Below are 22,140 nucleotides of genomic sequence, written 5' to 3' on the forward strand. Positions count from 1 at the left end.
TGATGAAAGCAGTCTGAAGACTGCATTGTAGTGGTCCAAGTCTGAAGACTTGAACCATCGGCCTAATCCCCGGCATTCCAGTATTCCATCCTTTCGCAGCTTGTGACCTCGATGCTGTAGAAATCAAATTCCTCGGTTACTTTGCCTTTGATCAGGTAGATGCCGCGGCCTTTGAAAGGGTGTTTTTTGACCACGGGAGGGAAGTGGACCGTGTCGATCCAGTGGCCGTCCCGGTCGACAAAGGTGCCGAAGTTCATCACATCGCCCTTCACGGTGCGGGTGTACTTGATCGTGACGAGATAGCCGATGACCTGCACGCGCTTGCCGAGGTACATTTTCATGTCCTTGGCTTTGATGCCGGGAACACTTTGGTTTTTGAGCAGCAGGAAAGGGGAGTCTAGCGGGAACTCCAGAATTTCCAATTGATCCACAATCTCCTGACGGATGTCGGCGGGTTCCAGTGTTGGGATTTGAAGTTCACGGAAGCCCGGTTCCTTGAAGAGTCCTTGGCCGCCGCTTACCGGTCGGCGCTTGTTCAGGATGAAATGGGCTTCCCAAAGCAGCGCCTGCTTGGTCTTGCCGGTAAACCGGAAGCAACCGATCCGGATCAGGATCAGGACTTGCTCCAGACTGATCTCCACCCGGGCCACGAAGTCTGCCAGCCCGAGAAAAAAGCCATTGGCCAGCCTTTCCCGAAGCAGTTTTTCCACACTGTTTTTCTCCACGAATTTTAGGTGGACAAATCCCAGATAGACAGTTTTTCCCTTGATGTTGGTCAGGTAATCGCTTTCGTTGACATGTGGGGCCTGGATGTCGGCGCCGTTCATGCGGAGTTCGTGGATGTAGAACTCGGTATGGTAAAATCCCCCGAAGTTGTTGATCACGCCTACCATGAATTCCAGCGGAAAGTAGGCCTTGAGGTAGAGGCTTTGATAGCTTTCCACCGCAAAGGAGGCCGAGTGTCCCTTGGCAAATGAATACCCTGCAAAGCTCTCGATCTGATGCCAGACTTCATCGGTGATCTTGGGGTCATGGCCTTTTTTTTGGCAGTTGAGAAAAAACTGTTTTTCCACACGCTGGAATTCGTCTTTGGAGCGGGATTTTCCGCTCATCCCCCGACGCAGGATATCCGCCTCACTCAGCGAAAGATCTGCAAAATAATGTGCCACCTTGATCACATCTTCCTGGTAGACCATGATGCCATAGGTTTCCGGCATGATGTCATGGAGAACAGGATGGGCCATTTTTCTTCTTCCCTTGTCCACATGTCTCAAAATATACTCCCGCATCATCCCCGACCGGGCCACGCCGGGACGGATGATGGAGCTGGCGGCGACCAGCTCCAGATACTCGTCGGCCTTCATCTTGGCCAGCAACATGCGCATGGCAGGCGATTCTACATAAAAGGCACCGATGGTGTGGCCATCCCGAAGGTACTGCTTGATTTTGGGATCTTTTTTGAATTGGGCTACCTGTCGGATGTCGACGGAGATGTTTTGGTTTTGCTGGATGATCTGGATGGCGCTTTTGATATGTCCCAATCCCCTTTGGCTGAGGATGTCAAACTTGTGCAGGCCAATGTCCTCTGCCACGTGCATGTCGAAATGGGAAATGGGAAAGCCTTTGGGCGGCATTTCGGTGGCGGTGTAGTAGTGGATGGGTTTGTGTGCGATCAAGATGCCGCCTGCGTGGATGCTGAGGTGGGCGGGCATGTCTTTGAGTACCTCAGAGTAGCGCAGGATGAGTTTGCCGTATTGGTCGGGTGCGTAGCCGGGTTTGTTGGCATGGAAGATCAGGGATTCGATTTCCGTCTTGGGCAGGCCGAAGACTTTGCCGAGTTCGCGCAGGACGGAATTGTACTGGAAAGTGGAATGGGTGGCCAACAGACAGACGTGTTCGTCCTCGGGAGTATTGTATTTTTTGAAAATATAGTCAATCACGTCATCCCGGTCCTTCCACGAAAAATCGATGTCAAAGTCCGGCGGGTTTTCCCGATACAGGTTGATAAACCGCTCAAAGTACAGGTCCAGTTCAATCGGGTCCACATCGGTGATGCACAGGCAATAGGCCACGATGCTGTTGGCGCCGCTGCCCCGACCGACATGGTAGTATCCTTTGCTGTACGCATAGTTCACGAGATCATAATTGATCAGGAAGTAGGAGACAAATCCTTTTTGTTGGATGAGTTCGAGCTCTTTTTCGATGCGGGCCTCTATTTTGTCATCCAGTTCTCCGTAGCGTTTGATCACGCCCTTGAAAGTCTCCTGCCGGAGGTAGTCGTAGTCTTCCCAATCCGATCCACGGACATCCCGACGGTTTTTGACGGCTTGGAAGTAAAAGGAAAACTGGCAGCGTTCCAGCAGCTTTTGCGCATTGTAAAGCAGGTAGCTGTGACCCTCGCAGCGGGCCACCATGTCGGCATAGCTGTAGAGCATATCGCCGATGTCGCCCTGTTCTTCAGGGTCGAGTTTGCTCAGGAGTGTGTTGCCATCGATCGCACGGAGGAGCCGATGGGCATTGAAGGTCAGCTTGGAGGTGAAGCTTGCGGGTTGGAGCAGGACGAGCTTGTCCTTGTGATTTGCCCAAACGGAATATTTCAGTTTTTTGATCTGACTGGGATGGATGCCGATAAACTCATTTTCCCGTAGGGCAAAGTGCTTCTCCGTCATGGGGTAGATGACAAAGCTGTTGCCGAAGGCGGGCGCTCTTTGGTCAAAGGCGATTCCTTTGATGCGGTGTTGGGATAGATGCTTGTTCAGTTCGAAAAATCCTTCCTGATTGCCGGCCAAGCCGATATATTGCTGGCGGATGCCATTCCGGAAGTCGATGCCGATGACGGGATGAATGCCGTTTTTTTGCGCTTCCCGGATAAAAGGAAAAACACCCGCGGTGGAGTTGATGTCTGTCAGTGCCAGGGCATCGAGTTTCTTGCCCTTCGCTTCAGCGATCAGCGTTTCCACAGACATCGTCCCGTATTTGAAGCTGAAGTGTGAGTGACAGTTGAGGAGCATGGTTTGTTTATGTAAGTATTGATAATGGGGTAATCAGGTCATATAGGAGGAAGGCTCCACCGCTTTTATTGGTTATAAAGCATGGATGTTATCAGGAGTGGAAATCAACCGCCGCTCTTGTGCAAAGTGGTTTTTCAGAGCATATTTCCTTTGTTTTGCGCAAGCATGTTTTCACCTTATTTTTCTATTTCTGGAGAGCAGATGCTGTTCAAATTGTTGATTAAATAGACATTTTATTGTTTATAATTTAAACATAAAAGAAGATGTAAAGCAAGGGCTTGCAGAGAATAATTTGAACAGCTGTGGAGGGAAAGCCATTTTTTTGAGGAAAGCAGGATTGAAAAAATAATTGTTACTGTATTCAACTGGCTGGGGCACGTTACGCTGGTGGCGTTTGATTGGAAGGATGCTAAAAACAGGAGAAATACCATAGGAACGAACATGTCCTTATTTGGCGCATACTGGCCCGATGGTTTGATGGTCTTTTATAAGGTTTTTTATAAATAGGGCTTTGCCTGAAATGATACCGTGAGAAGCAGCATTTTAATTCGAAATATGCATTCCGTTTCCTAATAGGGGTATCACTGAAAAAAATCAGACTATTTGAACAGCAAGAGGTATTTCCGATATGGTGAAGTCAAAAATTGCAAACAAATACTGATTATTGGGCGATTTCATATTGGAATAGAGTTGTGGTATTGCACAACACGGATTTGATCCCTCTGAGGGGAGATATATCCAAATCCTACATGCACTATCGATGCATGGTTTTATGAAGGGTGGCTTTATTGTAAAAAAAAATCGATGTGTTGGTGTAAATCCCAAATAATCAAGCTTCTAAAGGATGGATTCTTGATACAATAAGGCTAACTTTAAAGGAGTTGTAAAAAATTATTTAACCTAAACCAAAAAGCCATGAGCATTGTAAAAGTAATTGAAGTGATCGCAACGTCAACGATAGGTTTCGATGATGCCACAAAAAACGCCTTGAAGGAGGCTTCAAAAAGTATCAAAAACATCAAATCAATCTACATCAAAGAAATGACGGCAAAGGTTGACAACAATGAAATTGTTTCTTTTGGGGTGAATGCGAAAATATCGTTTGTGGTGGAGCATTAAAATTTGTGGTCGTGACCCACTTTTTGGTTCCGGTTTGTCTTTAGGACATACCGGAACCTGATTTTTAGCTGACATTTTTTCAAGGCTTTCATTTGAACCCGAATCTCAGGTTTACATGAATCGAAACGCACGCATATCCCATTTCACATCGCCACCCCATTGAACGGATTGAACCGCCTTCTGCCTACGGACATGCCGATGGCGCGGCAGACGGTTTTGTCGCCATATTTGGTGTTGAGCCGATCCAGCGCTTGGTAGAGGTTGATCTGTTCTTGGGTGTCTTCGAAGAGCTTGATCTGGTAATTGCCATGGACCAGATTGCTGAAGCGCACGCCGATCAGCCGGATGAGCAGCCGGCGGTTGTAGAGTTTTTTGAATAGTGCTTTGACCATCGGGATCAGCACATGATCGGCCGAGGTGTAAGGAATGCGCTGCTGCACGGTATGGGTGTCAAAATCAGAGTATCGGATCTTGATGCTGATGCAGGCCGTCAGCTGATGTTTCTGCCGCAGCTTGGTCGCAATCTGCTCGGTCATGGCGATCAGGTTGGCTTCGAGCATCTTGACATCGATGGTGTCCTGCTCGAAGGTGTTTTCCGTAGAGATGGACTTGGCCTCGGAGTGGGGCGTCACCAGCGATCGGTCTATGCCATTTGCTTTTTCCCAGATCATGGTGCCGTTTTTGCCGAAAGTGGCTTCGAGCAGTTCGGATGGCATGACCTGCAGGGTCTGCACTTTTTTGACCCCCATATTGTACAGGATGTGTGAGGTTTTTTCCCCGATCATGGGAATCTTGCGGACGGATAGGGGAGCCAGAAAAGGTTTTTCCAAGCCGTAAGGGATTTCCCGTGCGTTGTTGGGTTTGGCCTCTCCGGTGGCGACTTTGGAGACGGTTTTGTTTTCCGAAAGCCCCAGCGAAATCGGCAGCCCACTTTCCTTGATGATCCTTTGGCGGAGTTCCTGCGCCATCTTGAAGCAACCAAAAAACCGATCCATGCCGCTGTAATCGATGTAAAACTCATCGATCGAGGACTTTTCAAACAGGGGCACATCTTCCCGGATGATCTCGGTGATTTCGTGGGATTTTTGGCTGTACTTCTCAAAATCCCCCCGGATGATCAATGCCTCGGGACAGAGTTGCCGGGCCGTCCGCATGGGCATGGCCGAATGTACGCCAAACTTCCGTGCCTCGTAGCTGCAGGAAGCCACGACGCCCCGGTCGCCCGATCCACCGATAAGGATCGGTTTCCCATCCAGCCGACTGTCATACAGGCGCTCCACCGACACAAAAAACGAATCCAGATCCATATGGACAATACTTCTTCTCCCCTCCATGACTATTTGACAATTAAATTAACATTTTAATGTTTATAATTTAAGCAAAAGTTTTTATATTTGGGAAAGAGAGGAAATATATCGCGACGGTTGGTGTCCTTAAAATAAATGAAATGTCATTTCGTAAAATTAAGGCAGACATACATTGAGACAATTCCCCTGTCGGAGGCCGTTTTGGATGCATTTTAAAACAGCCTCCGAAATTCTAAAAAAATATTGGACTCCAAGTATTCCATCTATTTACTGTTACATTAATTTCAATTTGATTATGATTCTTCATTCCAACATCAAATTCCTCCGAAAACGGAAAAATGTCACTCAGGCGACCATGGCAGATTCCATTGGGATCAGCAGGTCCAAGTTGGCAGGGTATGAACTCAACATCAATCCTACACTGGAGACGCTGTTGTCCATTTCGGACTATTTTGGGGTGTCGGTAGACATGCTGCTGCGGGAAGAGCTGGAGAAATATTCGGAATTTAAGCTTCGGGAGCTTTTGGAAACGGATCAGTTTCTCCGTGGCCGCAACCTCCGCATTCTGACCACCACGGTGGATGCTACCGGAAGGGAGCTGATCGAGGTGGTTTCCCAAAGGGCCAAAGCCAGTTATCTTGCCGGTTTTGCGGATCCGGATTACATCGGAGACTTGCCGAGATTCTCCCTTCCTTTTTTGCCCATGGACAAAAAACACCGGGTATTCCAAGTGGATGGGGATTCGATGTTGCCGATCCCCGACGGGGCATGGATTGTCTGCGAATACATGGATGATTGGACGGCCATCAAGGATGGCGAAAAGTACGTGATCGTCACCGAACAGGACGGCGTCACCTTCAAGATCGCCTACAATCAGATCCGGGAAAACGAAAAACTACTCCTCTGTTCGGGTAATCCCCTCTACAAACCCTTTGAAGTGGCAGTCTCCGACCTAAGAGAAGTATGGCGGTACAGACTGATGATGGTTTAGGTGGTGAATGTCGCTCCTCAAGATGAAAAAGGGTAGGGCTTCGTCGAGATTCGAGTATCTTGTAAAGCTTATCTTTTTAATATTCTTTTTTTATCATAAATTAACAGTGCCTACCTAAAGATTTTGATTACTTTAAAGACAAAATCCCTTTAATTCCGTTATCCTTATATTGTAGTGAGAGTATTTATTGATCAAAGTGAGTCTGAACCTTAAAAAGAGAGATAAATATGAGAGATTATGCGGTGATGGAGACGCCTTTGGGCAACGTCAAAGTGGAAGTTTTTGACGGATATCTCATTTCTTTACAGTTTACGGACGAAATCGCTCCGGATAAATTCCTCGACGGTGTGTTGATGGATGTGCGGATACAACTCGGTTTGTATTTCCAAGGCAAACAGAAAACATTTGATATTCCCGTCGCCTTGGGCGGGACGGATTTTCAGCGAAAAGTATGGCTGGAGATCAATAAAATCCCCTTTAGTGAAACAAGTACCTACGAAAAAATAGCGCTCAAATTGGGGAAACCCGGAGCGGAAAGGGCCGTAGGCTCGGCGATAGGCGCCAATCCCATCCTGATCATGCTCCCCTGTCACAGGGTAATTGGAAAATCGGGACAGTTGACCGGTTATGCCGGAGGACTTTGGCGGAAATCCGAACTCCTTGATCTTGAAAAAAAAGACCAAATCGGCAAGCAGGTGAGCCTAAGTTTTTGATTGCCGAAAACTCATGGCTCTTCGGAGTATCTTGATTTTTTAAACTCCTTTTTATTTTTTGCTGGAATTTCAATAGTCCCTGTTTATCTTCATTGAAAAATCCAGAACCGATCATGGAAACCATTGAAATCATCCCCTATTCTCCCGAATTGCAGCCTGCCTTTGAGCAGATCAACAAAGAATGGGTCATCCAATATTTTTCACTTGAACCCTTTGATGTCATGCAACTCGAAAATCCAGAAAAGCATATCCTCTCCAAGGGCGGAGCCATTCTTTTTGCCAAGGAGGGAAAGGAAATCATCGGAACAGTTGGTTTGGTCAAAATGGAAGAAGGTGTTTATGAAATGATCAAGATGGGCGTCAGGCCCAAAGCCCAAGGCAAGAAAGTAGGGCAAATGCTCGTGAAGGCCATTCTGGAAAAAGCCAAGGAGATGGGGGCTAAAAAAGTAGTGCTTTACAGCAACTCCAAATTGGAGGCGGCACTCATCATTTATAGGAAATTCGGGTTCCGTGAGCTCGAGCCTGAGTGTGGCAAATACCTTCGCTGTGACATCAAAATGGAGATCGAACTTTGAGCTAGCTTTTGCTCTTGACCAGATGGCTGTTTTTTCAAGCCGCATTCCCCAACAACTTCTACTCACTTTTTTCGTTTTCATTGCCAAAGGCCAAGGCAAGTGCCAAAAGATTATCTCCCCTCAATGGTAGAGTTGTTGGGCAATCCAGTACCTTTGCAGTCCAAAAAAAAGAGTCCAGCGGTTCGATCACCCGCTTCATCAAAAATTGATATGGAAAAAAAGACAGCAGTAGCAGCAGGAACAATGCTTCCCTTGATGGAGGCGTTTTACACGATTCAGGGAGAAGGAACTTTTTCAGGTACCCCCGCTTATTTTATCCGCCTGGGAGGTTGTGATGTGGGCTGTGTTTGGTGCGATGTGAAAGCATCTTGGGAGGCTGCCAAATGGCCGGTCCTGCCGATTGAAGAAATCGTGGAAGGCGCACTTCAGTATCCGGGAAGGCTGGTGGTGATCACCGGCGGAGAACCTTTGATGTATAACCTTGATCCCTTAACACGTTTGCTGAAGGAAAATGGGTTCACTACCAATATAGAAACTTCGGGCGCCCATCCCTTTTCTGGGGATTTCGATTGGGTATGTTTTTCCCCAAAAAAATTCAAGACGCCACATCCAAGTATATATGCAGTAGCGGATGAATTGAAAGTGGTGGTTTTTCACAAGTCAGATTTCAATTTTGCAGAGAAGCATGCAGTCTTGGTAAGGGAAAATTGCCGAAAATTGCTCCAGCCGGAGTGGAGTAAGTCCGATTTGTTCATCAATTCCATAATAGATTACGTAAAATCTCATCCAAATTGGAAAGTTTCGCTCCAAACGCATAAATTTATGGAAATCCCATAAGCCCATGAAGCTAACCAGCCTGTTATTGTTGTTGATGTTGATTTGCCATGTGGGTTTCTCGCAGGGTTATTCCATTATTGATGGAAGGGCAATCAAAATGCATCAGGAAGGGGATGAGCTGGTATCGAAGCGCATGTACAATGAGGCCATAGAGAAATACAAAGCCTCTATTGCCAGAGAAGCCAATTTTTTTGAGTCCTATATCAAATGGGGTAGGATTTTGTTGACAAAAGGAAGCCCGGAAGCTGCGCTCGAAGTGGCCGAAAAAGGACTGGGACGAGCGGCCAAAGCTTCCAGCCAAATCAAGGCTGATTTTGGATGGCTCAAGACCCATTGTTATCTTCAGATGGGTGAATTTTCAAAATCCTTAGCGGAGTTTGAAAAGGTAGACGGCCTTCATTCCGTTGAATTCAAGAAAAGCCTCCATTACAGAGAAATCGCAACCCAAATAGCCTTTATCCAAGAGCAGCTGGACAAGGCCCTGGTGATCAAAAAAGAAGTACTTCCCGAACCCCTCAATCAATTTTCTCTTCAATATTTCCCGGTTTTGACTGCCGACAGCAGAAAAATTCTTTTTACAAAACGAGATGGAACCCATTCCTCCCAGCATGAGGATATTTTTGTTTCCTATCTGGGAGACGATGGGGAAAGTTGGACCAAGCCGGTGGGGATTGCTGACAATATCAATACACCTTATAATGAAGGGACCTGTACCATTTCGGCAGATGGGAAGATCCTGATTTATACCTCCTGTGATGCGCCGGATTCCTTTGGGAGTTGCGATCTTTATATAGCGTATCGGGTGAACAACCACTGGCAAAGACCCAGCAACATGGGCAAAAATGTCAATTCCCGTTCTTGGGATTCGCAGCCCTCCCTTTCTGCGGATGGCCGGATTTTGTTTTTTTCCTCCAACAGACGTGGAGGTTTCGGGGGCAATGACATTTGGTACACGCTCAGGAAGCCAGATGGATCCTGGTCTGAGGCCAAAAACCTTGGGGCGAAGGTCAACTCTTCCAAGGATGAGGTTTCTCCTTTTATTTACTTTAACAATGAAATCATCTTCTTTGCTTCCAATGGTCATCGCGGCTTTGGGGGAATGGATTTGTTCATGTCCAGGGTAGAGAATGGTGAGTTTATGGAGCCCGAAAACCTGGGCTATCCCATCAACGACCATTTGGACCAGTTTTCACTCTTCATCACAGCCCAAAGGGATTATGCCTATTATACCGAAAGTAAATTGTCTGGGGGTGTGGAAAGGTCTTTTTTGCATCGTTTTCAGTTTCCGGAAGAGATTGACTTGGGTGAGAAACTTATGGTCACCGAAGGAAGGGTACTCAATATCAAGACAGGTGAGCCGATTGAAGCCAGGCTGTCTTTGGTCAGTCTCGTCAATGACAGTACTTTGTATGAATTTCGGTCCGATGGAAAAACCGGTGAATTTATGATGCTCTATCCAGACAAATCCTTTTCTGGCCTTTATGTGGAAAAGGAAGGGTATTTGCCGAAAATTTATAATGTAGAAAGGGACAATTTGCAGGATAGGGATAATCTCAATATAGAAATGACCCCGATCGCGTCGGGTGAAGAATTTGTGTTCGAAAACATATTTTTTGATTTTGACAAAGACGAATTGCAATCCCAGTCGATGAGTTCACTCAAGCGGCTCAACGATTTTTTGCTTCAAAACCACAATGTCAACATTACCATCATCGGCCATACCGACAATGTTGGGAATGTGAGCTATAATGAAAATCTCAGTTTGCGAAGAGCCGAAAGTGTCAAGAAGTACCTATTGGGCAAAGGGATCCATTATGGAAGGATATATACATTGGGTAAAGGAGACAAGCAGCCCATTAGACCCAATGATACCGCAGAGAACCGCAGTTTCAATAGGAGGATTACGATCATGGTTCAGTAATATGACTCACCCCTTTGTGTCAAAAATAACCATGTCTATACATTATTTTTAAAATTATTACAACGCTTTATTAAAATTCTGCAATTTATGAATTGTTCAATTGAAATAAAGGGGAAACGGCGTTTAATCGCTATGTTTAGACTTTTCATTTCTTTGAGTTTTGAGTTTTATGACTCTTTATTTAATTATATTTTAAAAAAAATAAATATAATTTATTTGATTTTTCATTTCAAAAAAGTACAATAATAATGATTGGATTATTTTTTAAAATTGTTTAAAAAAAATTGATTTATTTTTCTGGCGGTATTTAATTGTTAATGAAAGTTAAAAAAAATATTATTTTGTTTGTCCATACTTAATGACCTGTATTTTATTTTTTTTGACTGTGTATATTCTTTTTTACAAATTATTATTCTTTTAATGGTGATAAAACGTCAGATTAAACAATGTCTAAAACATCCGAACAGATATAAACTTTTTGTAAAATTTTGGATTATTAGAAGAGATTGGATAAAATTGAGATATCGTTAAACTAAAAAAAAATAAAATGAGGAAAGTTTTACTTCTTGGACTTATGCTTCTTTTCGCCAGTGCTGTTGCATTTGCGCAAAGTCGTGTAGTGACTGGAACGGTTACGTCCGCTGAGGATGGACAGCCGATTCCAGGTGCATCAGTCATTGTGAAAGGAACCACTACCGGTACAGCTACCGATTTAGATGGTAAGTTTTCAATCAATGTACCACAGGGCAACAATGTTCTTGTGTTCAGTTTTGTAGGATCGACAACGCAGGAGGCCACTATTGGCAACCGTACGCAGATCAACATTGTATTGCAGCCGGACATCACCAGCTTGAGCGAGGTGATTGTAACTGGTTACGGTACGCAATTAAAAAGAGAGGTTACCGGAGCGGTTTCATCCGTTAAAGGTGAATTGATCGAAAACCTTCCAATGCAGTCATTTGACAGAGCTTTGCAAGGTCGTGCTGCAGGTGTACAGGTAAGATCATCCAATGGTCTTCCGGGTGGAGCGGTAAACATTCGTATTAGGGGTGTTGGTTCTATCAACGCAGGTAACGAGCCGCTTTTCATCATTGATGGAGTGCAGTTGAACAACGCATCCAACTCCAATTTTACCCAATCCAATCCACTTGCCTTTTTGAATCCAAATGACATCGAGTCAATGGAGATCTTGAAAGATGCAGCTTCTGCAGCCATCTACGGTTCACAAGCAGCAAATGGTGTGGTGATCATTACAACCAAAAAAGGAAAGCAAGGAAAAGCAAGATTTGAATTCAATGCTTTTGCAGGTCAGACTGAACCAATGAAATATTTGGACGTCCTCGGGGGCTCTGAATGGTACCAAATGAGAAGAGAAGCTTTCCAAAACTCAGGAAATGCTTCAGCCGAAGCGAATGCTTTGAATAACATGGGCGTGCTTCCTGCGAACTGGCAAACGCTTTCTCAAGCAGAGCTTGAGGCAATAGGAACGGGATTGCCTACCTATGATTGGCAGAGAGAAGTGATGGGAACTGGTCAACTTCAAAATTATGAGTTGTCTGTTTCAGGTGGAGATGAGAAGACTACATTCTTTGTTTCCGGTTCATACAACTACCAAGAGTCTTCTTTCAAGCCAGTGGATTTTGAAAGAGGAACCATCAGATTGGCTATGGCCCATCAGGCGAATGCGAGGTTGAAAATTGAAACAACAGTAAACCTTTCTACTTTCCAACAAAACGTTCCTTTCGCTATTGATGGTGCATTCTTGGGAAGTCCTGCATTCTCAGCTTCTGCAGTATTGCCACACAATGCGATCTACAATGAAGATGGTACTTACAATACAGCCATTAGAGGCGTTTTGGGACAAAACGTTGTCTTGGTTAATGATTACAATTCAGGTCTACAAAGAACCAATACGCTTGTTGGTAACCTCATTGGTACTTACAAAATAGCAGACAACCTTACCTTCAGGTCTTTGGTAGGTATTGACTATAGATTGCTTCAAGGAGACAGTTACCGCGATCCAAGGACTCCAGATGGAGCCGGTGTGAGAGGTAGAAGTTCTGTTCAATCCGATTGGAGGACTCGTTTTATCACCACACAGACTTTGAACTGGAACAAATCGTTTTCTAATGTTCACAATGTTTCTGCCATCCTAGGTTTGGAATATTTGTCTGAAACAAGAGAAGGAATTTCTGGAGCAGGTATTGGTTTCCCAACTTTCCAATTCAGAACAATTCAGTCTGCAGCTACGCCTGAATCCATCTCAGGATTTTGGACTGGATACAGAAGAGTGGGTGGATTTATTTCCGCAAACTATGATTACAATAAAAAATATCTGGCCACGGTAACGGCACGTTATGATGGTTCCTCACGATTCGGAGAAAACAACCGATATGGTCTTTTCCCTTCCATTAGAGTGGGTTGGTATTTGAAAGAAGAAAGTTTCTTGAAGGATTCAGAAGCAGTATCTGATTTGAAAATAAGAGCATCTTATGGTAAAACAGGTAATGATCAAATTGATAACTTTGGTGCAAGAGGTTTATATGGTGGAGCCGGAAACTATTCAGGTTTAGCAGGTATTCGTCCAGGTTCTTTGGCCAATTTGAATTTGGGTTGGGAATCTAATCTAACTTTCAACTTAGGTTTAGATTACGGTTTCTTCAACAACCGAGTTTCTGGAGCGATCGATGTGTTTGACAGAAGATCAAAAGACCTTTTGTTGGATCAGCCAATCCTTTGGACCAATGGTTTCGGATCAATCGCCAACAATGTTGGAGAGCTTCAGAACAAAGGTATAGAGGTTGAAATCTCCACTGTGAATATTGACCGAGGTGGTTTCAGATGGAATACTTCCTTCAACTTCACGTATATCAAAAATCAAGTGATCAGCCTATATGATGGCCTTCAGGCATTACCAGCCAATCCAGGAATCGCAGTGGGTCAACCTGTTGGTAATCCTCCTTTTGCAGGTGCACCAGCACCAGGTTCTTTCTTTGCAGCTGAATATGCAGGTGTAAACCCTGCCACCGGACGCCCAATGTGGTATGATATCAATAGAAACATCACGTACCTTCCTTTGGCTGCCGATAGAATTTACAATGGTTCTAACTTGTCTCCTTATTATGGTGGTTTGAACAATACTATTTCCTACAAAGGATTTGAATTAACGGCTTTTTTCACTTATGAATATGGAGCAGTTGTAGGAGATGGACAGTATAGCTTCCTTAGGGAGAACGGAACGCGTTTGGCACTTAACGCTTTGAGCGAAGTACATGACAGAAGATGGATGGAGCCAGGTCAAATCACGGATATCCCAAGAAACCTTACCACCAATGCAGGTAACGAAGTTAGGGGTGCTGGAAGAAACAGTGGTACAGCAGGTCTTTTGAAGGCAGACTTTGTGAGATTGTCCCAGTTGACATTTGCTTACAATTTTAAACCACAGACACTAAGAAGCCTTGGTCTTTCCAGTGCAAGAATCTATGCACAGGGATTAAATTTGTGGACTTACGCGGATTATCCGGGATATGATCCTGAATTCACTGGAGCAGGTACAGGTCAGATTCCATTGACCAAAAACTATACTGTAGGTATTAAAATTGGATTCTAAAAAAAGAATAAAGATGAAAAAAATAAGATTAATAAATAAAGTAGCGTTGTCACTGTTCTTTGCCGCTTCCTTGGTAATGACTTCTTGTGATGATCTGCTACAGGTGGATCCCCGGCAGTCAATAGACGCCAGTGGAGCACTCAATACCCCAGATGCTGTTGATGCAGCCATCAACTCGGTCTATGCCAGGTTGAGACCCGTTTCCAATTATGGAAGAGACTTGTTGGCTCTTTCAGATGCTTTGGCTGACGTTGGACAAACCACCAGCAACAGTGGACGTTTGATCGGTGAAAACAACAACCAACCCAATGCACACTTCGGAGCAGGTTTATGGCAAAACAGTTATTTCGCCATCAATGAAGCGAATTTGATTTTAGATGGACTTTCCAATGTGCAAGGTGCTTCCCCAGCCCAATTGGCAAGGTGGGAAGGTGAGGCAAAATTCCTCCGTGCTTTGTATTACTTTGACTTGGTTAAGGTTTATTCCTATATCCCCACCGCGATTTATCAGCCTGGTGTGATTGATGAGGGTGGTATTCCTTTGGTTTTGGAAGGTGTAATCACTTCTGATGCTGCTTTTAACAGGAAATCTTCAAGAGCGACCATACCAGCTGTTTATGATCAGATCTACGCTGATTTGGAATCCGCTAAAACGTTGTTGACTTCAAGAGGAACACAATTTGCTTCTTCAGGGGCAGCTTCGGCTTTGTTGTCAAGAGTTGCCTTGTACAGAGGGGATTGGGCAAAATCAGTAGCTGAATCCACAGCCGCCTTGGCGAGTGCTGTAGGGTCTGTCCAAAGTGGTACAGGTTATGTGAATGGCTGGAAAACAGACATCAATCCTGAATCCATGTTCGAAGTTAGATTTTCTATCGCTGGCGAAAGTATTGGTGTTAACGAATCTCTTCAATCTACTTATTCCACTCTTTTAAATTTGACAAACAAAAATTCGCAGGGAGGATGGGGAGATTTTATCCCAAATGCTAGGGTTAGAGGTTTCTTTGGATTGACTCCGCTTTTAGTTGGTGGTTCTGCTACAGACAACAACAATTATGACGTGACCAGAAACGATGATATCAGAGGTTTTCTTTATACAACAGGTAACACTGTGAGAGGTGCAGGTCGTCAAATCGAAAGCATCAAGTTCCTCAGTAAAAATGGATTTGCTTATGGTGACAATATCCCTGTAATCAGAAAGTCCGAGATGCATTTGAACAGAGCGGAAGCCAATTATCAATTGAACAATGCGGCTGATGCTTTGGCGGAACTTAATGCTTTCAAAGGGCTAAGAGGTTTACAGCCGGTTGATCTCACAGGTCAGGCGCTATTGGACGAAATCCTATTGGAAAGATTTAAAGAATTCGCTTTCGAAGGGCATCGTTTCTTCGATTTGAAGAGGCATGGAAAAGACATTGTGAAGACAACACCAAACGTGCTTCTTCCTTTTGATGATTTCAAATTCCTTCCTCCAATTCCTCAAAGAGAGGTGGATGGTAATCCTAACCTAAACCAAAACAGAGGTTACTAAAATTGATACAACTATGAAAAAAATACTTTCAATATTTTCACTGGTCTTAGTCTTTGCATTTTCATCATGCATTGAACAAAACTACCCTTTGTGGTCAGGCGCAGTGGTGGAATTTCAGGATGCAGTGGTAAGAGGCCCAGCAGCTGGAGCTACTTATCCAAGAATAACTGTAGCGAATACAGTTGGTACAGTAAACCTACAGGTAAACCTTGTGGGAGCTCATAGAACAAGTGATGAAACCATTACCTACACAGTAGTTCCAGAAGGAACCACAGGTGTTTCAGGGACTGATTTCACGGTGTCGGGCACTGCTGTCATTCCTGCCAATTCCAGTTTTGCTACAGTTGCGGTAACCATCCCCAACACTGGAGCGATCGGCGGTTCTGTTGACGTGCTCTTAGAGCTGGTTGGCAATGCTAACCTTGCGCCAAGCGAGAACCACAAGAGAGTTCAATTGAGAATTACGCGTCCAGCGCCACCAGCGCCAGGTGCTTAATTATTGCAAAATTTAGTTTGAAAAAAGGCCGATTTTATCGGCCTTTTTTTTTATTTTTAAAACATGAAGATAGTTAGTTTAGGATTGTTCGCGTTTTTGGTATTCTTCTCTACGAATACTGTTTTTGCTCAACTTAATTTATTGAAGGATGGCACCACAGGTATGCCAGTGTTGGCCAATCCCTATCCAGACATGAAAGGCTCGCCTTATGTTGGAGATTTTGAATTGGGTAAAATCATTTTTTCCGAGAGGGATACAGCAGAAAATTTGATGGTTAACTTCAATGCTTTCACCAACAAGCTGGAATATCGAATTGAGGGGGAATTGTTGGCATTGGACGCCAATAAAATTTTTGGGTTTGTGTTGAATGAAAAATCCAACCCATCGGTTTACAGATCAGGATATGCGATTCCTTCCGTAGGTCCGAATCGTTTTGTCGAGATATTGGTTGATGGGGAGTACACGCTGATCAATCACAAATTCAAAGTGATAATGGATGATTCAGGCGCCTCTTATGGCTCTCAGAGAGCGAAGGTATTTGAAGGCCGTGAACAACTGTATGTTGTCAAGGATGGAGAAGTGAAGTTGTGGAAAGCCAAAAAGAAAAATTTGGCAAGTATTTTTGGGCCGGATTATGAAAAGGTTTTGAGCTTGGAAAAGGATTGGAGTCTTGATTTGAGTAATCTTTCCGATGTCACTCGATTGATAAAGGGATTGAATCTTTAAGAATTGAAAAGGGAAGCATTTTGCTTCCCTTTTTTGATGATAGAGGGATTATATGAGGAGATTTGCATTCTTTCTTTTGATTGGATGAATCCTTTTGCCATATAACCATCTTTTTCATTAATTTTGCCCTTTCAATTTCACTATTCAATGATACACGTTTGCAGAAAAGAGCATTTTAATGCTGCGCACAAACTTTGGAACCCAAACTGGACAGAAGAAAAAAACTTTCAAATATTTGGGCCCTGTTCCAATGTCAATTGGCATGGTCACAATTTTGAATTGATTGTCACTGTGAAAGGGCTTCCTGATCCTGAAACTGGTTTCGTCGTGGACCTGAAGCATCTGAGCACATTGATCCAAACTTTGGTAATAGAAAAAGTGGACCACAAAAACCTGAATTTGGATGTTGATTTCATGTTTGGGAAAATGGCCAGTTGCGAAAATCTAGTGATGGAATTTTGGAAAATATTGGCACCAGCAGTGAATCAAATTGTTCCCCATGGTAAACTTTACAAGCTGACGCTTTACGAAACGCCGAGAAATTTTGTGGAGTATTTTGGGGAATGATGCTTGTTGAATAAATACCGATTGAATATAATAAGTTTTGATTTTCAAATGGAGAGATCAAATCCCAAATAATAGCGTTAAGGAATAGATTGTACGGTTATTTTTCTAATTAATAAGCAGCTTCCATCAAGAAATAAAATGAAATACTATATCATCTCGGGTGAAAGATCCGGAGATTTACACGCTGCGAATTTAATCCAATCCCTCAAACATGTAGATGAAGAGGCTGATTTTAGGGGGATGGGGGGCGAATTATCCGCTGAACAAGGGATGTCCCTTTGTACCCACTATGATGAGGTTTCTTTGATGGGTTTCCTTGAAGTTGTTTTTGGATTCAGGAAAATTTTAAAATACCTAAGGCTCTTGAAGAAAGACATTCTGAAATTCAAGCCAGATGCACTCATCCTGATTGATTTTGGAGGTTTTAATATGAAAATGGCTGCTTTTGCCAAAAATCTTGGAATCCCTGTCCATTATTATATTCCCCCTAAGATTTGGGCTTGGAATCATAAGAGAGCTTATAAATTAAAAGAAACAACCGATCAAGTATATTGCATCCTTCCCTTTGAAGCAGAATTTTTCAAAAAATTTGGTTTGGATGTACAGTATGTTGGGAATCCATTATTTGATGAAATATCAAAATACCAACCCCATCCTTTTTTCCATCAAAAGAATGAGTTGAAATACCAACCCATTATTGCCCTCTTACCAGGTAGCAGGAAGCAAGAATTGAACAATATGCTTTCTGTAATGCTTAAAGTGGTGCCGAAATTCCCCAATTTTCAGTTTGTAATCGCTGGAGTGGACAATCTTGGGATTGACCTCTATGCTCCTGCGGTCATGGCTGGAATAAGGATTGTTTTTGACCAGACGTATGATCTATTGCATCATGCCTCTGCTGCCATCGTCACCTCTGGAACAGCTACTCTGGAAACAGCCCTTTTTAATGTTCCTCAGGTTGTAGTTTACAAAACCAGTTTTATCAGCTATGAAATAGCCAAGAGGGTCATCAAAATACCTTTCATTTCTTTGGTAAATTTGATTGCCGAGAAAGAGATAGTGAAAGAATTGATTCAGGACGATTTCAATGTGGATAGCCTATCCAAGGAATTAAGTCTGGTTTTGGCGGATTCTGTCCACAATGGAAAGATTTTACAGGGCTATAGCGAAGTAAAAAACACACTAGGGGACTTTAAAGCTTCGGAAACCACAGCGGGATTAATCTATGATTCCATAAAAAATAAATCCACGGATGTTGTCCTTTGACAGGTATGAAAATGGGTTCATACATCTGTTTTTGACAACATCCGCGGATGTAAATTTATACTGGATTTTTTAGGCTACTTGGAGTTTTTTGAACTTGGATTTGTCGAATTGCTCCGCAGCGTATTTTTCATCGATGGAGAGTTCAGTGATTGTGTCATCAGAAGGCAATTCATACATTGCATCCGTGATGATGGCTTCGCAGATCGATCTTAAACCTCTTGCTCCAAGATTATATTCCACAGCCCTGTCCACAATGTAGTCGATTCCGGATTCCTCGAAAACCAATTTTACACCTTCCATTTGCATCAACTTTTGATACTGCTTGACAAGTGCATTTTTAGGCTCTGTAAGGATGCTTTTTAGTGTCGCCCTATCCAATGGGTCTAGGTGTGTCACGACCGGAAGACGCCCTATCAATTCGGGAATCAAACCAAAGCCTTTCAAATCCTGTGCAGTCACATATTGCAGAAGATTTTCTTTGTCTACTGTTTTCTGTTCCGTGGGTTTGTTGAAGCCGAGGGGTTGGGTGTTTAGCCTCTTGGCAATATGTCTGGTGATTCCATCAAATGCACCGCCACAGATAAACAGGATGTTTTCCGTATTGACGGCAATCATTTTTTGATCGGGATGCTTTCTGCCTCCTTGAGGTGGTACATTGACAACGGTTCCTTCCAAAAGCTTTAACAACGCTTGTTGAACACCTTCACCGCTTACATCTCGAGTGATCGATGGGTTGTCTGATTTCCTGGCAATCTTGTCGATCTCATCGATATAAACGATGCCTTTTTCGGCAGCTTCCACATTGTAGTCAGCCGCTTGAAGAAGTCTAGTCAGAATGCTTTCCACATCTTCACCAACATAACCCGCTTCAGTCAGGACAGTGGCATCAGCGATGCAGAAGGGCACCTCAAGGGTTCTGGCCAAAGTTTTTGCCAAGTAGGTTTTTCCAGTCCCAGTTTCTCCAACCATGATGATATTGGATTTTTCAATTTTGATTTCCTCCTCGTCGTTTTGCTTCTGTCCCAATCTTTTATAATGGTTGTATACCGCTACAGTCAGGACTTTTTTGGCCTCAAACTGCCCAATAACATACTGATTCAGGTATTCTGTCAGTTCCTTGGGCTTTTTGAGCTTGAATTTGGAGTTTTTGGTTGGTTTTTTGGTCTTTTCCTCTTCGCCCAAAATCTGGTAGGCCTGGTCGATACAGACATTGCAGATGTGCGCGGAGATTCCAGAAACCATAAGATCTACGTCTTTCTTGTTTCTGCCACAGAAGGAGCAGGTTACTTGCGCCATTATTTATATTTTTTTGATCAATACTTCATCTATCAAGCCATATTCCTTGGCTTCTGGAGCTTTCATCCAATAATCTCTATCTGAATCCCGCTCTATCTCCTCATAGGTTTTGCCTGTGTGGGTTGCGAGTATATCGTACAATTCCTGTTTCATGGAAAGGATAAGTTTCAAGGAAATTTCCATATCCTTGGATTGGCCTTGCATGCCGCCTGAGGGCTGATGGATCATCACCCTGGAGTGCTTTAATGCCGATCTCTTGTCCTTGGCACCACCAGCCAACAAAACCGCACCCATCGAAGCTGCAATACCTGTACAGATCGTTGCTACTTCAGGGTTGATATATTGCATGGTGTCATAAATCCCCAGTCCAGCAGTAACTGAACCACCTGGGCTGTTGACATAAAGCAATACATCTTTTTTTGAATCCGTAGACTCCAAAAACAACAATTGAGCGGTGATGATATTGGCTATAAAATCGTCCACTTGGGTTCCCAAGAAAATGATACGGTCCATGATCAATCTGGAAAACACATCGATTTCCCTGAAATTCGTTGGTCTTTCCTCGATTACCGATCGGGTCATTCCATTGATGTGGGTTTCATATTGGTCAAACGCGTTTCCGCTGATGCCTTGATGGTGAACTGCGTATTTTCTGAATTCGTCTCTGTTGATCATCTTGTTTTCTTTTGTCGTTTGCAAAAATAAAAAAAGTCCTAAATGAAGGACTTTTTGTTAACGATTTTATTTGGAAATTAGTTTTCCAAAAGTTCTTTGAACTTGTCAATGGAGACAACTTCTTCAGTTAAGTCTATCTTTTCTCTAGCGAAATCCAAAACCTTATCGTTTTGGACCGAAGTCATCAATTGCATGTAGTTCTGGCCTTCGTTGCCTTGAAGGTAATTGTTGACAAACATATCCATGCTGTCTTCCATTTGTGCTCCAAGTCCTGATGCAGAGAATTGTTGCCTGATCATTTCCTTCGTTTTTTCGATCACATCCTCATGTTCCGCTTTGATCTCATTGTCTTTGGCAATCTGATTGGAGATCAAGGACCATGTCAATTGTTTTGCGTAAATCGGAAATTCTTCTTCGACTTGCTCTTCGGTAACCTTGCCTTCGTTGGCTTTGAGTAACCATTCCTTTAAGAAGGTGTCAGGAAGTTCAACTGAAGTACTAGCAACCAAAGCTTCTTTGATTTTTTCGTCGTTGAATACCTTTGTTTCCTTGTTGTAATTGTCAAAAAGAACGCTTTTTATTTTTTCCCTGAAAGCAGTTTCAGAATCTATTACGTCCGGTCCAAAGACCTTGTCGAACAATTCTTGATTGAGTTCAGCATTTTCAGTTCGGTTGATGTTCTGAACGGCAAACGTGAATTTCCCGGTGATTTGCTCAACTTCCTCTTCCGTAATGTCCAGTGTACTGGATAATTCTTCCTTGATGGCTTTTGCTGGCTCAAATTCGATTACAGCCCCTTTTTGGACACCGATGAAATCGCCTAATGACTTGCTGTCAATTTTGGAAAGGGGAAGGGAAAGGGTTTTTTCAAAAGATCCATCCACAGCTTTCAGATCGCCGTAAATGAAATCATTCTCCTGGCTGATCTCTGGATTGGTCATTTTACCGTATTGACGGCTCATGTTTTCAATGGCATCCTGAACAACTTTGTCATCCATCTCCACAGTATAGGCAGTGGCATGTATTTTTTTGTCCAAACTGATTTTGATATCTTCTACAAAACCGATTTTATATTTGAACTCAAAGTCTTTCTGGCTTTTCCAGTCGATTTGTTCTGCTTCTTCTATTAGAGGCAAAGGATCGCCTAAGATTTTGAAATCTTGAGCTTTGATGAATTCGTTCAGGGATTTGGTAAGGATGTCGTTGATTTCATCCACCAAAACCGAAGTACCATAAAGTTTTTGCACCATGGAAATAGGCGCTTTACCAGGCCTGAAACCTTTGATGCTGGCTTTTCTGGCGTAGTCTTTAACTTTAGCGTCAACTTGTGGTTGATAATCTGCCTCATTTAGCTTAATTTTAACTGAAGCCTGATTTGCTGATTGCTTGTCTAGTGTGATTTCCAAGGTGGTATGATTTAATGTGTATTGAACTAAAAACCCTCAATCTCTAGTCTCAATTCGTCTTGCCTTTCGGCTTCGATCTGAATCGGAATCGTGATT

At 43.4% G+C, this 22,140-nt stretch carries 17 protein-coding genes; 12 read left to right on the forward strand and 5 right to left on the reverse strand.

Features of this window, described 5'->3' with window-relative positions:
• Nucleotides 1-62: 62 nt before the first annotated feature.
• Complete coding sequence (locus Q7J63_RS06720; protein WP_304884887.1) at nucleotides 63-3,011, reverse strand: DNA polymerase III subunit alpha; 2,949 nt, start codon at nucleotides 3,009-3,011, stop codon at nucleotides 63-65.
• A gap of 915 nt (nucleotides 3,012-3,926) precedes the next feature.
• Between Q7J63_RS06720 and Q7J63_RS06725 the strand changes: the two genes are divergently transcribed.
• Nucleotides 3,927-4,130 carry a dodecin family protein gene (locus tag Q7J63_RS06725; protein WP_304884889.1) on the forward strand — a complete coding sequence of 68 codons (204 nt, stop codon included), beginning with the start codon at nucleotides 3,927-3,929 and terminating at the stop codon, nucleotides 4,128-4,130.
• Between the two features lie 143 nt (nucleotides 4,131-4,273).
• Here Q7J63_RS06725 and dinB read toward each other — a convergent pair whose 3' ends face one another.
• Nucleotides 4,274-5,464: a DNA polymerase IV gene (gene dinB, locus Q7J63_RS06730; RefSeq protein ID WP_304884891.1), complete on the reverse strand. Its 1,191-nt coding sequence runs from the start codon at nucleotides 5,462-5,464 to the stop codon at nucleotides 4,274-4,276.
• A gap of 268 nt (nucleotides 5,465-5,732) precedes the next feature.
• Here dinB and Q7J63_RS06735 point away from each other — a divergent pair, with 268 nt between their 5' ends.
• From Q7J63_RS06735 to lpxB, 11 genes are all read left to right on the forward strand, one after another.
• The gene (locus tag Q7J63_RS06735) at nucleotides 5,733-6,428 is read left to right on the forward strand and encodes a helix-turn-helix domain-containing protein (RefSeq protein ID WP_304884892.1); all 696 of its coding nucleotides are present in this window, start codon (nucleotides 5,733-5,735) and stop codon (nucleotides 6,426-6,428) included.
• Nucleotides 6,429-6,655: 227 nt separating this feature from the next.
• Entirely contained in the window at nucleotides 6,656-7,141 is a 486-nt protein-coding gene (locus Q7J63_RS06740) for a methylated-DNA--[protein]-cysteine S-methyltransferase (protein WP_019599984.1), read from the forward strand.
• Between the two features lie 113 nt (nucleotides 7,142-7,254).
• Nucleotides 7,255-7,716, forward strand: coding sequence for a GNAT family N-acetyltransferase (locus tag Q7J63_RS06745; RefSeq protein WP_304884894.1), 462 nt, complete (start codon nucleotides 7,255-7,257; stop codon nucleotides 7,714-7,716).
• A 210-nt stretch (nucleotides 7,717-7,926) separates the two neighbouring features.
• Nucleotides 7,927-8,553: a 7-carboxy-7-deazaguanine synthase QueE gene (locus tag Q7J63_RS06750; RefSeq protein WP_304884896.1), complete on the forward strand. Its 627-nt coding sequence runs from the start codon at nucleotides 7,927-7,929 to the stop codon at nucleotides 8,551-8,553.
• A 4-nt stretch (nucleotides 8,554-8,557) separates the two neighbouring features.
• A complete protein-coding gene (locus Q7J63_RS06755; RefSeq protein WP_304884898.1) occupies nucleotides 8,558-10,474 on the forward strand; it encodes an OmpA family protein in 1,917 nt (638 codons plus the stop codon).
• A gap of 547 nt (nucleotides 10,475-11,021) precedes the next feature.
• Nucleotides 11,022-14,084, forward strand: coding sequence for a TonB-dependent receptor (locus tag Q7J63_RS06760; protein ID WP_304884900.1), 3,063 nt, complete (start codon nucleotides 11,022-11,024; stop codon nucleotides 14,082-14,084).
• Nucleotides 14,085-14,097: 13 nt separating this feature from the next.
• Nucleotides 14,098-15,612 carry a RagB/SusD family nutrient uptake outer membrane protein gene (locus Q7J63_RS06765; protein WP_304884902.1) on the forward strand — a complete coding sequence of 505 codons (1,515 nt, stop codon included), beginning with the start codon at nucleotides 14,098-14,100 and terminating at the stop codon, nucleotides 15,610-15,612.
• Between the two features lie 88 nt (nucleotides 15,613-15,700).
• On the forward strand, nucleotides 15,701-16,108 hold the full coding sequence (locus Q7J63_RS06770; RefSeq protein WP_304884904.1) for a DUF4843 domain-containing protein: 408 nt from the start codon (nucleotides 15,701-15,703) through the stop codon (nucleotides 16,106-16,108).
• Nucleotides 16,109-16,171: 63 nt separating this feature from the next.
• Nucleotides 16,172-16,834 carry a hypothetical protein gene (locus Q7J63_RS06775; RefSeq protein ID WP_026333849.1) on the forward strand — a complete coding sequence of 221 codons (663 nt, stop codon included), beginning with the start codon at nucleotides 16,172-16,174 and terminating at the stop codon, nucleotides 16,832-16,834.
• 147 nt (nucleotides 16,835-16,981) lie between these two features.
• Complete coding sequence (locus Q7J63_RS06780) at nucleotides 16,982-17,401, forward strand: 6-carboxytetrahydropterin synthase (RefSeq protein ID WP_019599994.1); 420 nt, start codon at nucleotides 16,982-16,984, stop codon at nucleotides 17,399-17,401.
• A gap of 138 nt (nucleotides 17,402-17,539) precedes the next feature.
• Nucleotides 17,540-18,667, forward strand: a complete 1,128-nt coding sequence (gene lpxB / locus Q7J63_RS06785; RefSeq protein ID WP_304884907.1) for a lipid-A-disaccharide synthase — start codon at nucleotides 17,540-17,542, stop codon at nucleotides 18,665-18,667.
• 69 nt (nucleotides 18,668-18,736) lie between these two features.
• Here the strand turns inward: lpxB and clpX are convergent, their stop codons facing one another.
• The 3 genes from clpX to tig form a co-directional block, all read right to left on the reverse strand.
• Entirely contained in the window at nucleotides 18,737-19,963 is a 1,227-nt protein-coding gene (clpX, locus tag Q7J63_RS06790; protein WP_304884909.1) for an ATP-dependent Clp protease ATP-binding subunit ClpX, read from the reverse strand.
• A gap of 3 nt (nucleotides 19,964-19,966) precedes the next feature.
• Complete coding sequence (locus tag Q7J63_RS06795) at nucleotides 19,967-20,638, reverse strand: ATP-dependent Clp protease proteolytic subunit (protein WP_019599997.1); 672 nt, start codon at nucleotides 20,636-20,638, stop codon at nucleotides 19,967-19,969.
• Between the two features lie 77 nt (nucleotides 20,639-20,715).
• Complete coding sequence (gene tig / locus Q7J63_RS06800) at nucleotides 20,716-22,044, reverse strand: trigger factor (RefSeq protein WP_304884911.1); 1,329 nt, start codon at nucleotides 22,042-22,044, stop codon at nucleotides 20,716-20,718.
• Between the last annotated feature and the right edge of the window lie 96 nt (nucleotides 22,045-22,140).

The organism is Rhodonellum sp. (assembly GCF_030656585.1).
Classification (GTDB): domain Bacteria; phylum Bacteroidota; class Bacteroidia; order Cytophagales; family Cyclobacteriaceae; genus Rhodonellum; species Rhodonellum psychrophilum.

Bases quoted from the DNA above. Each gene is read 5' to 3' on its own strand.
- Q7J63_RS06720 (WP_304884887.1), bottom strand. From the start codon at position 3,011: ATGCTCCTCAACTGTCACTCACACTTCAGCTTCAAATACGGGACGATG.
- Q7J63_RS06725 (WP_304884889.1), top strand. From the start codon at position 3,927: ATGAGCATTGTAAAAGTAATTGAAGTGATCGCAACGTCAACGATAGGT.
- dinB (WP_304884891.1), bottom strand. From the start codon at position 5,464: ATGGAGGGGAGAAGAAGTATTGTCCATATGGATCTGGATTCGTTTTTT.
- Q7J63_RS06735 (WP_304884892.1), top strand. From the start codon at position 5,733: ATGATTCTTCATTCCAACATCAAATTCCTCCGAAAACGGAAAAATGTC.
- Q7J63_RS06740 (WP_019599984.1), top strand. From the start codon at position 6,656: ATGAGAGATTATGCGGTGATGGAGACGCCTTTGGGCAACGTCAAAGTG.
- Q7J63_RS06745 (WP_304884894.1), top strand. From the start codon at position 7,255: ATGGAAACCATTGAAATCATCCCCTATTCTCCCGAATTGCAGCCTGCC.
- Q7J63_RS06750 (WP_304884896.1), top strand. From the start codon at position 7,927: ATGGAAAAAAAGACAGCAGTAGCAGCAGGAACAATGCTTCCCTTGATG.
- Q7J63_RS06755 (WP_304884898.1), top strand. From the start codon at position 8,558: ATGAAGCTAACCAGCCTGTTATTGTTGTTGATGTTGATTTGCCATGTG.
- Q7J63_RS06760 (WP_304884900.1), top strand. From the start codon at position 11,022: ATGAGGAAAGTTTTACTTCTTGGACTTATGCTTCTTTTCGCCAGTGCT.
- Q7J63_RS06765 (WP_304884902.1), top strand. From the start codon at position 14,098: ATGAAAAAAATAAGATTAATAAATAAAGTAGCGTTGTCACTGTTCTTT.
- Q7J63_RS06775 (WP_026333849.1), top strand. From the start codon at position 16,172: ATGAAGATAGTTAGTTTAGGATTGTTCGCGTTTTTGGTATTCTTCTCT.
- Q7J63_RS06780 (WP_019599994.1), top strand. From the start codon at position 16,982: ATGATACACGTTTGCAGAAAAGAGCATTTTAATGCTGCGCACAAACTT.
- lpxB (WP_304884907.1), top strand. From the start codon at position 17,540: ATGAAATACTATATCATCTCGGGTGAAAGATCCGGAGATTTACACGCT.
- clpX (WP_304884909.1), bottom strand. From the start codon at position 19,963: ATGGCGCAAGTAACCTGCTCCTTCTGTGGCAGAAACAAGAAAGACGTA.
- Q7J63_RS06795 (WP_019599997.1), bottom strand. From the start codon at position 20,638: ATGATCAACAGAGACGAATTCAGAAAATACGCAGTTCACCATCAAGGC.